The sequence below is a fragment of the Ruegeria sp. AG6 genome, from assembly GCF_056541565.1.
The window spans coordinates 597,837-611,923 of sequence record NZ_JBQFYQ010000001.1; the positions used below are offsets into that span (position 1 = coordinate 597,837).

The window sequence follows — 14,087 nt, forward strand, 5'->3', positions numbered from 1 at the left end:
CATGACCCCGCCCAAGCCAGACCCGCGCCCCGAGAAAGTTTCGTTGCTGCGCTATGTGAAACTGTTCAGACATGACCTGCTGTCGGCCCAGCCAGCCCGGCTGTATCGCGCGTGGATGGCAGAATTCAAAACCCCGTTCTTCCGATCGTTCCTGATCAATCAACCGGACCTGATTCAAACCGTCCTCAAGAAACGGCCTGACGATTTCCCCAAATCCGGCAGGATCAGCGAAGGCCTGCGACCGTTGCTTGGCAATTCGGTGTTTCTGACCAATGGCGAGGTCTGGAAACGACAGCGGCGGATTATCGATCCGGCGTTCGAAGGGGGGCGTCTGAAGGATACATTCCCGGCCATGCTGGCCGCCGCCGAGGCGTGTGTAGAACGGCTGCGGCCTCATGTCGGAGGGGAGCTCGAATTCGAAGAGCAGATAAGCCATGCGGCGGCGGATGTGATATTTCGCACCCTGTTTTCCGTTCCTATCGACAACGCTATCGCCAGCCAGGTGTTCGAAAAGTTCCGGACCTATCAACGCGCGCAACCTTTGCTGAATCTGGCGGCTTTTGTTCCCTTGCCAAAGTGGCTGCCCCGGTTTCATTCCGGGGCGACCAAACAAAACGCGCGGGATATCAGGGCGCTGATTGCCGAACTGACCAGAACACGCGCAAAGGCCATCAAGGACGGAACGGCACCTGATGATCTTGCGACCAAGATCATGACGACGGCTGATCCCGAAACCGGGCAATTCTTCGACCCCGAGGAAATGGTTGATCAGGTGGCGATCTTTTTTCTTGCCGGGCATGAAACCAGCGCGTCAGCCTTGGCTTGGACGCTGTACCTGATGGCCCTTTACCCGGAATGGCAGCAGAAGGTTGCAGAGGAGGCCGCCGTTCTGGGTGATCCTTCATTTGCCTCTGTTTCAAAACTTCGGATCAGCCGGGATGTGTTCCGTGAAGCGCTGCGCCTTTATCCTCCGGTGCCCATGATGGTCCGCGAGACCACGTGCCCCGAACGGTTCCGTAACCGGGATGTTCCGGTTGGCGCGCAGATCGTGATCAGCCCGTGGCATTTGCACCGTCAGGCGCGTTTGTGGGACGATCCGGACGGTTTTGATCCCAGCCGTTGGGGCACGGAAAACGGCAAGCGGTGCCAGCGCGACGCTTACATCCCGTTCTCAGCAGGCCCCCGAGTGTGCACCGGGGCAGGGTTTGCAATGGTCGAAGGGCCGCTGATCCTGTCAATGCTCTTGCGCCGCTACCGGTTCGAAACAATCCCGGGAAAAACACCTGTTCCGGTCGCTCACCTGACGGTTCGATCCAAAGATGGCATATGGTTACGCCTGTTTGAGCGCTAACAACCTACCATCGGTTCACGCCCTGTTGTATGCGGGGAAGAACATCGGAATCATCATTGAACGGGAAAACAATATGTCCAAAGCAGAACAGCGCGCGCAGATGATCAACGGCACGGGCTTTATCGCGGCACTGGATCAAAGCGGCGGATCAACCCCGAAAGCGCTTGCGTTGTATGGTGTCGAGGCATCCGACTACAGCTCAGACGAAGAGATGTTCGGTGAAATCCAGAAGATGCGTGCCCGCATCATTCTGGCCGACGATTTCACAAAGGACAAAGTGATTGGTGCAATCCTGTTCGAACGTACCCTGGGCGAAGAGATCGAAGGCCGCAAGGTTGCCGATTACCTGTGGTCGGTCAAAGGTATCGTGCCTTTCCTGAAGATCGACAAAGGCTTGGAAGAACAGGCAAATGGCGTTCAGATGATGAAACCGATCCCCGGTCTGGCCGAGACCCTGGCCAAGGCCGATGGTGTGTTCGGCACCAAGGAACGCTCGGTCATTCACGAAGCGAATGCCGACGGCATCGCGGCGGTGGTTGCGCAACAGTTCGACGTCGCCCGCGAAGTCACCGATGCCGGTATGGTTCCGATCGTGGAACCCGAAGTGAACATCCATTCGGAAACCAAGGCCGAGGCGGAAGACATTCTGAAGGCTGAAATTCTCAATAACCTCGATCAACTGGCCGAAGGCCAGGAAGTGATGCTGAAGCTGACGATCCCGACACAGGCAAACCTGTATGACGCGCTGGCTGACCACCCGCGGGTATTGCGGGTTGTGGCCCTGTCCGGCGGTTATTCGACGGAAGAAGCCTGTGATCTGTTGGGCCGGAACGGCAAGATGATCGCATCCTTCTCGCGGGCCTTGACCGAAGGTCTGTCGAAGCAGCAGTCAGATGCCGAATTCAACGCGGCCCTGGGTGCCAACATCGACAAGATTTTCAAAGCCTCGGTCTGATCCGTCAGACAGGTTTGACGAAAGAGCGGCGCAACTGCGCCGCTTTTTTTCTGCCGATGCAGGTCTCGGCATGATCATTGACCAGCCCCATGGCCTGCATGAACGCAAACACGGTTGTAGGGCCAACAAACTTCCATCCCCGTTTCTTGAGATCTTTCGACATGGCCACCGACTCGGGCGATGTGGACGCCGTTTGCGGAGGCGGAGGTGTTTCAGCCTCGTAACGCCAGACATAGGCCGCCAGAGATCCTTCGGCCGCCACAAGGTCCTGCGCGCAACGCGCATTGTTGATCACCGCTTCAATCTTGCCGCGATGACGGATGATCCCGGAATCCTGTAGCAGGCGTTCCACATCGGCATCAGAAAACGTGGCCATCTTGTTGAAATCAAACCCGCAAAAAGCCTTCCTGAAGTTTTCGCGCTTGTTCAGGATCGTTCGCCAGCTGAGGCCTGACTGAAAGCTCTCGAGGCACAGTTTTTCAAACAGCCGTTGGTCGTCGCCGACAGGGTAACCCCATTCATTGTCATGATATTCAAAGAATTCGGGCGCGGCCTGACACCATGCGCATCTTTGCTGCCCATCCGGCCCGGTAATGGTGTCGCTCATGGTTGTACCCTTTTTGTTCCAACTCACGTTACACGTCCAGGCGAGGGCGTGACAAGTCTCAATCAGGGTTGCGGAACCAGTTCAGCACAAAGACGCGTATGGCCGATGCAAGACCCGTTTCCGGGTCGCGGGCCACATCAATTTCAGCCGCCAAGACATTGATTGGCTTACCTTGTTCCTGAGCGATCTCGCGAAAAGCACGCCAGAATTCATCCTCGAGTGATACCGAAGTTCGGTGTCCTTTCAGGGTCAGAGAGCGTTTGACAGGACGGCCGCTCATTCGTCCAGCTCATGATTGTCGAGGTCGCGCTTTTGTTTTTTCTGTTGAAGCTTCACGACTTCTTTTTCAGCTTTTGTACGCCCAAATGCGACGGCGTTCCGGTCAGCGCGGGCCTTTCTTTCGGCCCGCGCTTTTTCCTTTCGATACCGGTTCAGATTGACCGGCTTGCCCATCAGTCTTTTGGGCCGATCATCTGTTCGGGGCGGACGACAGCGTCAAAGGTCGCTTCGTCCACAAAGCCCAGCGCGATGGCTTCTTCCTTGAGCGTGGTACCGTTCTTGTGGGCGGTTTTCGCAACGGTGGTCGCATTGTCATAACCGATGGTAGGGGCAAGCGCCGTGACCAGCATCAGCGATTCCTTCATCAGCTTGTCGATGCGCGGCTCGTTCGCTTTGATGCCCATTAGCATCCGCTCGGTAAAGCTGTCGGTGGCATCCCCCAACAGCTGGATCGATTGCAGCAGGTTGTAGGACATCATCGGATTGTAGACGTTCAATTCGAAATGCCCTTGCGACCCGGCAAAATTCATCGCCGCGTTGTTGCCCATCACATGCGCGGCGACCTGCGTCAGCGCTTCGGCCTGCGTCGGGTTTACCTTGCCGGGCATGATCGACGAGCCGGGCTCATTTTCCGGCAGAATCAGCTCACCCAGGCCGGAACGAGGCCCGGAGCCCAGGAAACGAATGTCGTTTGCGATCTTGTAGCAGCTGCCGGCAATCGTCGCCAAAGCGCCCGAAAGGAAGACCATGGCATCATGCGCGGCCAGCGCTTCGAACTTGTTCGGCGCCGTCACGAAGGGCAGGTCAGTGATCTGGGCCATATGCCCTGCGACCGCTTTGTCCCAGCCGTGCTGGGTGTTAAGGCCGGTGCCAACGGCCGTGCCGCCCTGGGCCAGTTCATAAATCCCCGGCATCGCCGCATGTACGCGTGCGATTCCCTGACGAATCTGGTGGGCATAGCCACTGAACTCCTGACCCAAGGTCAGCGGTGTCGCATCCTGCGTATGGGTTCGGCCGATCTTGATGATGTCCTTGAACTCCCCGGCCTTCTGCTCGAGCCCGGACGCCAGTTTTTCAAGGCCGGGAAGCAGGACGTCGCGTACGCTCATCGCTGTTGCGATATGCATGGCGGTTGGGAAAGTATCGTTCGACGATTGTCCCATGTTGCAGTGGTCATTCGGGTGTACCGGGTCTTTGGAACCGATCTTGCCGCCCAGAATCTCGATGGCTCGGTTGGCGATGACCTCGTTCGCATTCATGTTCGACTGGGTGCCCGAACCCGTCTGCCACACGACCAACGGAAAGTTGTCGTCGAACTTGCCCTCGATCACCTCGCCTGCGGCCTGAATGATCGCATCTGCTATCTTTGCGTCCAGCTTGCCCGTTGCCTTGTTTTCCATGGCGCAGGCTTTCTTGATCACGCCCAGCGCGCGCACGATGGCGACCGGCTGTTTTTCCCAGCCGATGGGAAAATTCATGATCGAGCGCTGCGTCTGTGCGCCCCAATACTTGTCGGCAGGAACCTCGAGCGGGCCAAAGCTGTCGGATTCTGTGCGGGTTTGAGACATCGGTCACTCCGTCTGGTATGCAGTTGTATGCCGTTTAGCCGCAGCCACGCCGTGACGCAATCGGCCAGTTGCGCGCACCTTAAACTTAAGGGCGTCAAAGGTATAGGCGCGGGGTGCGTCACTTTAATCGTCATAGGCGGGGAATGTGCATTGTTTGCCGATACCGCTGGGCTACAATGGAGCAAAGGACGCCATGGAGGACAAAATGCCAGATTTCCATCGCCTTACGCTTGGAAAAGCAGTCGCGATACTTGCAGTTTGCGCTTTGTGGCTGTCGGTTCTGAGCGCAGCGGCCCGCGCGGCAGACATTACACCGTTCACAGGAGATTATATCGGTTCAGCCGAAGTTGTGGACGCGGATGGCACGACAACGCCCCGCGACATGAGCGTTTCCATCTTCGAGACCAAGAACGGTTTCAACGTCAGTTGGCGGACGACGACATACAAGTTGGATGGACGCGTAAAGGAACAGAAGTTCTCGATTGATTTTGTTCCGTCGGATCGACCGGATGTGTTTTCGGCGGCGATGAAACGCAATGTCTTCGGTCACGAAGTCCCGTTGGACCCGATGAAGGGCGAGCCATTTGTATGGGGCCGCATCGTCGGCGAAACACTGACCGTGTTTTCTTTGTTCATTGACGAGGACGGAGGATATGAGTTGCAGCAATTCGACCGCACGCTTGCACAAGGTGGGCTGAACCTCGCGTTTTCACGATTCATAGATGGTCAAAAATCACGATCGGTCGAGACTTTCCTAATGAAACGATAAACCCCGCGCCGGGCGGGGTTTGAAGGTTCACTTCCGAAAGCTGTCCAGCGACACGATATCCGCATCGTGATGTATTTCTTCTTCTTCGACTTCGATGTCGTCTTCGATGATTTGATCTTCTTCGATTTCGTCTTCCGGGCTTTCAAAGCGAAGGCCGAATTCCACGGATGGATCGACGAAAGTCTTGATTGCGGAATAGGGGACGTACAGCGGTTCTGGGGCATCGCCAAAGTTCAAAGTGATGCCAAAGCCGAGGTCACCGACTTCGAGGTTCTCGAACCAGTGCTGCATGACGATGGTCATTTCTTCGGGATAGCGTTCACGCAGCCAGTCGGCGATTTCCACACCATCTTCACGTGTGTCGAACGTGATGAAAAAGTGATGCGCCCCGGGTAAACCGGTTTCAGAAACGTCCTTCAGCACTGTTTTGATCAAGCCGCGCATGGCGGTGTGCATCAGGTTTCCATAGTCGATGCCTTGCGACATGTGTGATCCTCAAAAGTGGTTATGCTCAGCATAGGGGTTTTGTTCGGAAACGAAAGGGCGGGTACGACCGGATTGATCAGATATTGTGTGCAGCCAGGCCGGCAATCGACATCAGGGCAAGCACGGTTCCCATCCCTAATTTCAGTCGAAAAATCAAGGCCCCAGCAAGGATAGTTAGACCGAATGCGGTAAAATTCAACGCGGAAATCTGCGGCATGGGGATTGCCAGAGGACCCCATGATTTTTCAGACACCGATTCGAAAAGAACATTCAGGGCGAACCACACGGAAAGGTTGAGAATCACTCCGACGACGGCCGCGGTGATTCCATGCAGGGCCGCGGACAGGCGAGGACGCGCGGCCAGACGGTCAAGATATGGGGCCGCAAGAAAAATCCAAAGAAAGCACGGAACGAACGTCACCCACAATGCAACCGCACCGGCTGCAAGCGCCAGCGTGAACCCGCCGGTCAGTTGCCCGGTCAGCATGGCGACAAACTGTGTGACAAGTATGAGCGGCCCCGGAGTCGTTTCCGCCAGACCCAGCCCATCAATCATCTGATCCGTGCTGATCCAGTGGTACTGGTCGACAACCGTTTGGGTCATATAGGCCAATACGGCATATGCGCCGCCAAAGGTCACAACGGCGAGTCGGGCAAAAAACCACCCCAGATCGCTCAGCAGTTGATGGCCTGTGACGCTTAGAGTAACGAGCGGGCCCAACCAAAGGGGCAACCAGACAGCAATCGTTCGCAGAGACCGCGCCAGATGTGGTGTTCCTTCTCGCGTGGGAGTTTCTACGGGTCCTTTGAAGGTCACGTACCCCCAAGCTGCGGCAACGAATATGATCGCCGGAAAAGGAAGGTTCAGCAGAAAAATGGCCAGGAAGGACAGGATTGCGATTGTTCGATGCTCGCGATCATTCAATGCCTTGCGCGAAAGATTGCGGAGCGCCTGCAAAACGATGACGATGACGGTTGCCTTGATGCCCGTGAAGGCCGACTGCACCAAGGGAACATCGCCAAATACTGAATAGAGCGCGACCAGAACCGCAATCACCAACGCGCCGGGCAACACGAACAAGCTGCCGGCAATCAGCCCGCCGGCAACGCCGCGCAGGCGCCACCCCGCATAGGTTGCCAGCTGCATCGCCTCGGGGCCCGGCAGCAACATGCACAGAGACAGGGCGCGCAGGTAAGTCTGTTCATCCAGCCAGGGTCGGCGTTCGACCAATTCCTGATGCATCAATGAAATCTGAGCCGCAGGACCGCCGAAAGACAGCAGACCGATCCTGCCAAAGACCTTGAAAATCTCGGCCAGTGTCGGTGTCATGACGTTCGCCCGGTGGGCCAGTCATGGCTTTCGTCAAACCCATCGCGCGCCCAGCGATACATTGCGTCGTAAAGGTTCATCCCGGCTTTCAGGTTTTCATGGTCATCGCGGTACTGCCTTGAAAGCCCGACAGACACCGCCAACAATCCCGCCGCTTCGGGTGCAAGCGCGTGCCGGTTCGTGTCCGCTGCCCGGATGACCGTCGCCAACCGGTCCAGCGCAGGGGAGTGAAGCTCGAATTCATCCAACATGGTGTCAAACGTGCAGTTGTCGCCTCGGTGGCTCCAGAACGTGTTCTCGATATCAAAAGGTGACGCCCCGAAAACAGTCGCAACGCTTTCGACTTCGCCGGGTGCCACAAACAGGAACTTGGCGTCGGGATCAACAAACCTGCGTATCAGCCAGGGACATTCGATTCTGTCGATCTTGGGTTGGTGACGTGTGACCCACAGCGTATGGCCACCAATTCGATCAGGAATGCGTGTTGCGGGCACACGTGGAGCATCGACCATGTCGCGCCAGGCATGCATTCCACCTTCCAGATATTCGGCTTGATGCCCTTCGCTGCGCAACCAGGAGACAACGCCCTGGCTCAGCTTTTTGCCTTTTTGACAGATAATCACGACCGAACGGCCCGAGATCTTGCACAAAAGCCCCTGAAGATCCGTGGCCGGGTGCCGGATTGATGCGGGGATCAGATAGGGATCTTCTTCAAAATCGTCATTCAGGCAGACGTCGAATAGAACGGGCGCATTCGGAGTACCAATCAGACGCAGGAGTTGTTTGGGAGAAATAGAGTTGGGCGATGCCATGGCATGTTTCCTTGTGACCGCGGATACATGCGAAACTTGGGCTGTCGCCTCACGGGGCGTTCGCAATCTTACCCCATGGCACTTGCTAGCGCGCAAGGGTCATGGGGGTCAAGATTGCTTTGGGTTCACGCCCAGTCCAGGCGTTGCCCGGTCATGCATACGGGCAGGGTGTCCGATGGAAACTGGCCCAGCTCTTCAAAAAACGAGATGAAGTCAAAATGGTTGTAGGCTTCAACCATCTTTTCGGCCTTGAACCGCGCCATGACCTGGCCCGTGACTTCCAGTGGCGCGCCATTGTCAGCCCGAAAAGTACGAACATGCAGAATGGCAGAAACCCAGTCGCCGTTTTCTATGATCTTGGGCAATTCGACCTTGATTTCCCCCAGAATATGGCGGAACGCCATGACCAGATCTCGAAAATCGTCCGCACCGACCTGCATTTCCGGAATCAGCCCCTCGGCCATCGTTTCGGGTGCAAAGAACTGATCAATTGCTTCGGTGTTTCCATTTTCCCAAACTTCGGAGTACCACTTTCTGAGTATCTCTGAATTCGTCATCCCAGTTCTCCTGTCCAAGTGCTGGCAAGATGGCAAAAAGGAATGAATAAACTCTGAATCTGCCAAGGGACGGGTGAATAAAATCAGACATGTGGGGGATTAATGCAGGTTTCTGTTGCCAGGTACCTGCGAACCCCGCCTTACGCGGCTAGGCGCAAGGGCTTAAGTTTCGGTCTTGCTACTGCTTACGCAGCAACTGCAACCGGAGCACGATTGTCGTTTGCAATTGTACTGTTTTCGCCGGTAACGGTGGCAGACAGCCGAGACAAAGCTAACCCCTTTAGACGTTCGTCGATCCTGTTTCGGCCCCAAAATCCCCAAACGAAGGATGGTTGGTGGAGCCGCCGGGTACCGCCCCCGGGTCCGATCCGCTTATTACGAGCGCGTTTATGTCCATAGTCCCGAAGGACGATTCTTATATAGGTGAGGTGATGGGTGGATGCAAACTCAGAATGAACTCAGCCGTATTTAACATTTCCAATCTGTTAGGTGGCTTTGTTGAAGTTTGCAGCGATGAGCCAGACGGCCAGAACCAGTTCGATTCCCCCAAAGATCAACGCCTTGGCCAAGGGGGGATTGTCCAGCGCGACTGACACAAACCGGCCCAGCGCCGCACCGGAATAGACAATGCCCAGCATGACATAGGCCATTGGGTTGTTCAGCCAGATAACGGCGATCCCCGTCACAACAAACAAACCACCGACCGAGGCGCGCATCTCGGACAACCCCATCGTGCTGTTGGTCGGGGCTAGATCCAGGGCCGACGCGGTGTGGGCCGGCGCCAGAAACCCGAATGCGCCGAACCCGATGGTCAGCAATGCCGCGATGACGTTCAGAGTTGCGACCATTCCGGCCCCCTTATGGTTCAGGCCGCGTAGGCGGCGTCAAAGAAATCACGTTCCAGTTCGACAGCGCGATGGAACAGTCGCGTGACCTCGGCCTGTTCGGCCGCATCCAGCGTCGGCCAGACGTTATCCAACTGACTGCGCAGATACTCCACGACGCTTTCGAACCCTTCGCCCGCATGTAGCGTGATCCATTCTGCAAACCAGAACGGCAAGCCGTTTTTGGGCGGGTTTTCTGGGCTGGCCCAGCTCAGATAAACCCATTCCGCCACGACGAGTACCGCCAGCATGTTCTGATAACGGCCAGAGGCTGCGGCTTCGGCCATCAGATCTTGAAACGCCCGCGTGGCAGGCGCGGGCTCGGTGCTGGGCTCAGTGCCCAAAGCGTCCATCGCGCGCAGGAAATAGGTGTTCTCGGGGCCTGTGATCACCGCCAGAAACTGCGCGGCCGGTACGCTGTCAGCAAGGGTCGGCGCATGCGCGATGGCGCTGGCCAAAAGACGCACGAAACCGTCGACGAACTGATAATCCTGTTGCAGATACCAGCGCATCTTGTTCTCGGGCAGGGTGCCGTCAGACAACTCGCGGGTGAAAGCATGGGTTGTGGCGGCCGTCCAGTCGTCGATTTTGCCCTGACGCAGCACTTCGGTTGGGCGGGTTTGGTCCTGCATTCGGAAGCTCCAGTTTTGTTTCGATGCAGACAAAGCGCGTTTCAAAACAAAGTACAAGGTCAGCCAAGGGCGGACCAAAGACCCAGACCACCGACCAGAATGAGGCTCAGGGCCCAGATGAGCTCCAGGTTGAACCAACTGCGCGACAGGAATTGCAGACCAAGCCAACGATAGACCGCAAAGGCCAAAAACCCGCCACCCAGAACCATGGCGGCCGTATGCAGCGCGGCGACGCCCAGAACCAAAAGGGTGTTCGTGGTCATGATCTGAGAAATCGCTTGATGGCCCGCGTCCAGTTCATCCACGGCACACAGGCCCAGATAGATTGGAACCAGCATCAGGGCAGCCCCGTGGGCAAGCGCCACAAGAAAAGACCACAGCGCTAGCCTGCTTGGCGGGATCCGCGAAAGAAAGCGGGGATGACGGCGGGTTATCGCGATGTACAGGCCCATGCCAATCACGACCAGAGCCGCGCCGATGCGGATTTCATTCTGATAATCGACCAGTACGGCCATCAGGGCAAAAGGAAGAAGTACGCCAAGCATGGCCACGAAATGCCCGCCAGCCAAAGCCGCGAGTGCACCCCAAAGCGCGGATTGGCGTTGTTCCATCAGAGCCGAAGACACAGCCAGCGGCCAGCCCATGCCGGGGTTCAGGCCGTGATAGGCTCCGCTCAGAACAACGGCCAGCCACAGGCCAGCCGTTGATGACATCAATAATTCCAACTCAGACCGACGGATAGCAGAAGCTGTCGGTTGAACAGTCTCCGCCCTCCAACCGTATCTGGTGGCTGCGATAGCCCTTGGGAAACTCTACCCAGAACTTCGGATCCAATGTCAGACCACCATTCTCGCCGACATCAGCCTTGACCATGGCCGCACCACCTTCCTCGGGGTAGAACTGATCGTCCCACGTGGAATAAAGCGAATTGGTCCAATAGACGCGTTTGCCGTCGCGGCTGATTTCGACCATCTGTGGACCATAGCCAAAGGTTTGACCATTTGGATGCTTTGTCTTTTTGACGATTCCGCCGATCTCGACCTTGCCTGCCAGGGTTGGGTTCATCGGGTCGGATACATCGTATTGATGCATCTCGCCGGTTCCCCAGCACGCGACATAGAGGTACTTGTCGTCCAGGCTTAGGTCGATATCAGTGACCAGCGGCGGAACGGCAGAGAAGCCCTTCAGAAGGTCAGGAAGATCATCAGGATCAGCGGGTTGCGGATCGATTGTTATGGTCTTCTTGGCTTCGAACGTGCCGTCATCATTGCGCCACCAGGTGAAGATCGCCCCTTGCAGGTTGGTCGTATCGACGACAACGCCGCAGAACCCGAATTGTTTTACGGGATCATGCGCGGGGCGGATTTCCAGGGCCATCTGATGGTTTTCGCCCAGATCGATGGTTTGAATATTCGTCCGGTTCCGAAGGTTCCAGAAATGGATCCGGTGGCCGTACTTGTTGGACAACAGATCCTCGGCCACCAGCCCGTTTTCGAATTGCGGCGGCAGGCCCCATTCGGAACTGACCATGTAGTCACGCGGCAGGTTCCACCAGAAATCATAATGCTTGTCCTGCACGCCGCGCTCGATCTCATAGCGCCCGATGATATCGAAGGTCTCGCAATCCATGATGAATATGCCCGGAGGGCCATCTGTGCCGTCGGGGCCGCCGCCACCAAGGGTGCTGACATAGATGCCCTCGGGCCCGCAATGGATCGTGTGCGGACGGGAATACCCTGTCTTTGCAAAGACTTCTTCGGGTTCGATGATCTTGTGAATCTTGGCCTCAAGTGGGTTCTTCACGTCAATGACATAAATCCGGCTGGACCGGATGCCCGGGATGATCAGATAGCGCCGCTCCAGAAACGCATGACCGCTCAGCGGCGACAGGGAAGAAGAACAGGCGTTCCAGCCAAAATGGTGAAATTCGTCGCCCTTTTCGGGCATGATCACCTGATGCACGATCTTTCCGAAATCGTCCGAGCTTGGATCGACATTCACAACCGCCAGCCCGTCGGGTTGAGAAAAGTCAGGGCTGAGCATCAGCGTGAATGCAAGCGTCTCAGCGGGGCCCTCCATCGCAAGTTTCGCGGATGGATAAAAACTTGGGTCCGGTCTTTGGTTCATAACGTCCTCCCGTAAGTCATTGAACTTCAATTCATATTGAAAGTTCCGATCTTGGCGCCGGATGAAAATCTGCCCGCTTTTTTGCCCCCTGTTCTGATCTTGTTTCGAATGCGGCCCTCAGGTCGGTTTACGTTTGCTTTCGGCCACGTCATGGGCCAGCCGTCGTGTGTAATGTTCCAGATCAACAAGTGCGGAGTCTACGGTGTCCGCGTCTTTTGCCTCAAGCGCGTCCACTATTCTGCTGTGCAGTCCGATGATCTCTTCGCGGGATCGCGCCGTGAATGTGATCATGTTCATCAGCGGTTGCATCGCTTCCACGGCGCCCGCCAGCTGATAGGACAGGACCGGGTTGCCAGCCCCATCCACCAGCGCGCGATGGAAAGTCACGTCCGAGGCGCAAAATGCCTCGTCCGTCAGGCCCGGTTGGGACTGGCGGAATATTTCTGCCCGCATGGTCGCCAGGTGATCTGCCGTGCGCCGCTGCGCTGACAAAGGCGCACAGGCCCTTTCTAAGGCATATCGCGCCTCGCATGCGGTATCGAAGCTGACCGCATTCATCGACAGCAGCAATGTCGAAGTCGTGACTTGCTGAGAATAGGCATCCTCAAAGCTCAGGCGATTCACGAACGCCCCGCCGGAAGCGCCGCGTTGTGTGCGGATCAAGGATTGCGCGGCCAGCCGTTTCAATGCCTCACGCACGGTCGGGCGAGAGACCTGGAACTGATCCGACAGCTCGGCTTCGGATGGCAGGCGCGCGTCCACGATCAGTTCACCCGATACGATCGCATCCCGAATGGCCTGGGCGATCTGGGCAGACAGGTCTGCGGTTTTCCGGGGCGCGGTTTTCATCTTCAGACGACCTTGGGCAAATTTTTATTTGTCTGACATTTAAAAGTCTGACATTTGAAAAGCAAGGGAGTTGAGTCGGGAGGCCGAAGTGAGTCGTACGTGGCTGCGCAGCGGAATGTGGCTGGGCTTTTATGTTCTGATCTTGTGGGCGTGGTGGGTCATGTTCTCGATGAGCCGGGACATGGGCCTTGATCTGATCGGCCGTCCGGGGCCGATGGGGCAGGCGATGGCCGCGATGGATCCGCGCATGGACATGTACATGCCCATGGCCGAGTTCGGGCCGCTGTTTTCAATGTGGGCGATCATGATGGCGGCCATGATGCTGCCGACCCTGATCCCGACCCTGCGCAGTTACGATGACCTGATCCGCAGCGCAAATGGCAGCCGCGCCGGCTGGCTGGGGGTTCTGGCCGGGTATTCCATCGTCTGGGTCGGGTTTGCGGCCGTGATCGCAGGAATTCAGTTGGTTCTGCTGTTTGGCGGTGTTGTCGATATGCTGGGAATTGCCAAATCCGGATGGGTCGCGGGCGGCTTGATGATTGCCGTGGGCGCCTTTCAGTTTTCCCGCGCCAAAGAGGTGTGCCACGGTGTCTGCCATGCCCCGATGACCTATTTCCTGGGACATTGGAGAACCGGTTTTGCAGGTGGCGTGCGCATGGGCCTGGGTCTTGGCGCCTTTTGCGTCGGCTGTTGCTGGGGCTTCATGGCACTCGGCTTTGTAGGCGGTGTCATGAGCCTGTTGTGGATGGGGCTCGCGACCCTGTTCATGGTTTTGGAGAAACTTCCTCAGATCGGGCACGCCGTGACCCGTCCAATGGGGTTTGTGTTGATTGCGGGCGGTATCGTCCTGCTCGTGTATCCAATTAGCTACGGAGGATAAG

General features: G+C 56.8%; 17 protein-coding genes and 1 other RNA gene. 4 read left to right on the forward strand and 14 right to left on the reverse strand.

The window, feature by feature from the left end:
* The first annotated feature begins 1 nt into the window (after position 1).
* Entirely contained in the window at positions 2 to 1,351 is a 1,350-nt protein-coding gene (locus ACR0I0_RS02915) for a cytochrome P450 (RefSeq protein WP_480490751.1), read from the forward strand.
* 73 nt (positions 1,352 to 1,424) lie between these two features.
* Positions 1,425 to 2,306 carry a fructose bisphosphate aldolase gene (locus ACR0I0_RS02920; protein ID WP_480490119.1) on the forward strand — a complete coding sequence of 294 codons (882 nt, stop codon included), beginning with the start codon at positions 1,425 to 1,427 and terminating at the stop codon, positions 2,304 to 2,306.
* Positions 2,307 to 2,310: 4 nt separating this feature from the next.
* Here the strand turns inward: ACR0I0_RS02920 and ACR0I0_RS02925 are convergent, their stop codons facing one another.
* The 4 genes from ACR0I0_RS02925 to fumC are packed head-to-tail and all read right to left on the reverse strand — an operon-like array spanning position 2,311 to position 4,760.
* Positions 2,311 to 2,913, reverse strand: a complete 603-nt coding sequence (locus ACR0I0_RS02925; protein WP_480487489.1) for a DNA-3-methyladenine glycosylase I — start codon at positions 2,911 to 2,913, stop codon at positions 2,311 to 2,313.
* A gap of 58 nt (positions 2,914 to 2,971) precedes the next feature.
* Positions 2,972 to 3,193: a ribbon-helix-helix domain-containing protein gene (locus ACR0I0_RS02930; protein WP_152457905.1), complete on the reverse strand. Its 222-nt coding sequence runs from the start codon at positions 3,191 to 3,193 to the stop codon at positions 2,972 to 2,974.
* Entirely contained in the window at positions 3,190 to 3,366 is a 177-nt protein-coding gene (locus ACR0I0_RS02935; protein ID WP_171231680.1) for a DUF4169 family protein, read from the reverse strand. The genes ACR0I0_RS02930 and ACR0I0_RS02935 overlap by 4 nt, the downstream gene beginning before the upstream one ends.
* Positions 3,366 to 4,760, reverse strand: coding sequence for a class II fumarate hydratase (gene fumC, locus ACR0I0_RS02940; RefSeq protein WP_209833204.1), 1,395 nt, complete (start codon positions 4,758 to 4,760; stop codon positions 3,366 to 3,368). Before fumC ends, ACR0I0_RS02935 begins: the two co-directional genes overlap by 1 nt.
* Before the next feature lie 205 nt (positions 4,761 to 4,965).
* Here fumC and ACR0I0_RS02945 point away from each other — a divergent pair, with 205 nt between their 5' ends.
* Positions 4,966 to 5,529, forward strand: coding sequence for a hypothetical protein (locus ACR0I0_RS02945; RefSeq protein WP_171632634.1), 564 nt, complete (start codon positions 4,966 to 4,968; stop codon positions 5,527 to 5,529).
* A gap of 27 nt (positions 5,530 to 5,556) precedes the next feature.
* On the opposite strand, the gene ACR0I0_RS02950 is transcribed toward ACR0I0_RS02945, so the two are convergent.
* The 10 genes from ACR0I0_RS02950 to ACR0I0_RS02995 all read right to left on the reverse strand — a co-directional run bounded on the left by ACR0I0_RS02950 (position 5,557) and on the right by ACR0I0_RS02995 (position 13,206).
* Entirely contained in the window at positions 5,557 to 6,015 is a 459-nt protein-coding gene (locus ACR0I0_RS02950; protein WP_171168262.1) for an SspB family protein, read from the reverse strand.
* Between the two features lie 76 nt (positions 6,016 to 6,091).
* Entirely contained in the window at positions 6,092 to 7,345 is a 1,254-nt protein-coding gene (gene chrA, locus ACR0I0_RS02955; protein WP_480490120.1) for a chromate efflux transporter, read from the reverse strand.
* Positions 7,342 to 8,157 (reverse strand): chromate resistance protein ChrB domain-containing protein, encoded by an 816-nt coding sequence (locus ACR0I0_RS02960; protein ID WP_480490122.1) that lies wholly within the window; start codon positions 8,155 to 8,157, stop codon positions 7,342 to 7,344. Before ACR0I0_RS02960 ends, chrA begins: the two co-directional genes overlap by 4 nt.
* Positions 8,158 to 8,282: 125 nt before the next feature.
* Positions 8,283 to 8,714: an ester cyclase gene (locus ACR0I0_RS02965; protein ID WP_480490124.1), complete on the reverse strand. Its 432-nt coding sequence runs from the start codon at positions 8,712 to 8,714 to the stop codon at positions 8,283 to 8,285.
* Between the two features lie 101 nt (positions 8,715 to 8,815).
* Positions 8,816 to 9,163: a transfer-messenger RNA gene (gene ssrA, locus ACR0I0_RS02970) on the reverse strand.
* A 36-nt stretch (positions 9,164 to 9,199) separates the two neighbouring features.
* The gene (locus ACR0I0_RS02975; RefSeq protein WP_152457913.1) at positions 9,200 to 9,562 is read right to left on the reverse strand and encodes a DUF4345 family protein; all 363 of its coding nucleotides are present in this window, start codon (positions 9,560 to 9,562) and stop codon (positions 9,200 to 9,202) included.
* A 17-nt stretch (positions 9,563 to 9,579) separates the two neighbouring features.
* Positions 9,580 to 10,230 carry a TenA family protein gene (locus ACR0I0_RS02980; RefSeq protein ID WP_480487497.1) on the reverse strand — a complete coding sequence of 217 codons (651 nt, stop codon included), beginning with the start codon at positions 10,228 to 10,230 and terminating at the stop codon, positions 9,580 to 9,582.
* A 59-nt stretch (positions 10,231 to 10,289) separates the two neighbouring features.
* Entirely contained in the window at positions 10,290 to 10,943 is a 654-nt protein-coding gene (locus ACR0I0_RS02985) for a hypothetical protein (RefSeq protein WP_171231674.1), read from the reverse strand.
* A 13-nt stretch (positions 10,944 to 10,956) separates the two neighbouring features.
* A complete protein-coding gene (locus ACR0I0_RS02990; RefSeq protein ID WP_480487499.1) occupies positions 10,957 to 12,357 on the reverse strand; it encodes a selenium-binding protein SBP56-related protein in 1,401 nt (466 codons plus the stop codon).
* A 117-nt stretch (positions 12,358 to 12,474) separates the two neighbouring features.
* A complete protein-coding gene (locus tag ACR0I0_RS02995) occupies positions 12,475 to 13,206 on the reverse strand; it encodes a FadR/GntR family transcriptional regulator (RefSeq protein ID WP_171723319.1) in 732 nt (243 codons plus the stop codon).
* A gap of 115 nt (positions 13,207 to 13,321) precedes the next feature.
* Here ACR0I0_RS02995 and ACR0I0_RS03000 point away from each other — a divergent pair, with 115 nt between their 5' ends.
* Complete coding sequence (locus ACR0I0_RS03000; RefSeq protein ID WP_480488144.1) at positions 13,322 to 14,086, forward strand: DUF2182 domain-containing protein; 765 nt, start codon at positions 13,322 to 13,324, stop codon at positions 14,084 to 14,086.
* Position 14,087 lies beyond the last annotated feature (1 nt).

Bases quoted from the DNA above. Each gene is read 5' to 3' on its own strand.
- ACR0I0_RS02915 (WP_480490751.1), top strand. From the start codon at position 2: ATGACCCCGCCCAAGCCAGACCCGCGCCCCGAGAAAGTTTCGTTGCTG.
- ACR0I0_RS02920 (WP_480490119.1), top strand. From the start codon at position 1,425: ATGTCCAAAGCAGAACAGCGCGCGCAGATGATCAACGGCACGGGCTTT.
- ACR0I0_RS02925 (WP_480487489.1), bottom strand. From the start codon at position 2,913: ATGAGCGACACCATTACCGGGCCGGATGGGCAGCAAAGATGCGCATGG.
- ACR0I0_RS02930 (WP_152457905.1), bottom strand. From the start codon at position 3,193: ATGAGCGGCCGTCCTGTCAAACGCTCTCTGACCCTGAAAGGACACCGA.
- ACR0I0_RS02935 (WP_171231680.1), bottom strand. From the start codon at position 3,366: ATGGGCAAGCCGGTCAATCTGAACCGGTATCGAAAGGAAAAAGCGCGG.
- fumC (WP_209833204.1), bottom strand. From the start codon at position 4,760: ATGTCTCAAACCCGCACAGAATCCGACAGCTTTGGCCCGCTCGAGGTT.
- ACR0I0_RS02945 (WP_171632634.1), top strand. From the start codon at position 4,966: ATGCCAGATTTCCATCGCCTTACGCTTGGAAAAGCAGTCGCGATACTT.
- ACR0I0_RS02950 (WP_171168262.1), bottom strand. From the start codon at position 6,015: ATGTCGCAAGGCATCGACTATGGAAACCTGATGCACACCGCCATGCGC.
- chrA (WP_480490120.1), bottom strand. From the start codon at position 7,345: ATGACACCGACACTGGCCGAGATTTTCAAGGTCTTTGGCAGGATCGGT.
- ACR0I0_RS02960 (WP_480490122.1), bottom strand. From the start codon at position 8,157: ATGGCATCGCCCAACTCTATTTCTCCCAAACAACTCCTGCGTCTGATT.
- ACR0I0_RS02965 (WP_480490124.1), bottom strand. From the start codon at position 8,714: ATGACGAATTCAGAGATACTCAGAAAGTGGTACTCCGAAGTTTGGGAA.
- ACR0I0_RS02975 (WP_152457913.1), bottom strand. From the start codon at position 9,562: ATGGTCGCAACTCTGAACGTCATCGCGGCATTGCTGACCATCGGGTTC.
- ACR0I0_RS02980 (WP_480487497.1), bottom strand. From the start codon at position 10,230: ATGCAGGACCAAACCCGCCCAACCGAAGTGCTGCGTCAGGGCAAAATC.
- ACR0I0_RS02985 (WP_171231674.1), bottom strand. From the start codon at position 10,943: ATGTCATCAACGGCTGGCCTGTGGCTGGCCGTTGTTCTGAGCGGAGCC.
- ACR0I0_RS02990 (WP_480487499.1), bottom strand. From the start codon at position 12,357: ATGAACCAAAGACCGGACCCAAGTTTTTATCCATCCGCGAAACTTGCG.
- ACR0I0_RS02995 (WP_171723319.1), bottom strand. From the start codon at position 13,206: ATGAAAACCGCGCCCCGGAAAACCGCAGACCTGTCTGCCCAGATCGCC.
- ACR0I0_RS03000 (WP_480488144.1), top strand. From the start codon at position 13,322: ATGTGGCTGGGCTTTTATGTTCTGATCTTGTGGGCGTGGTGGGTCATG.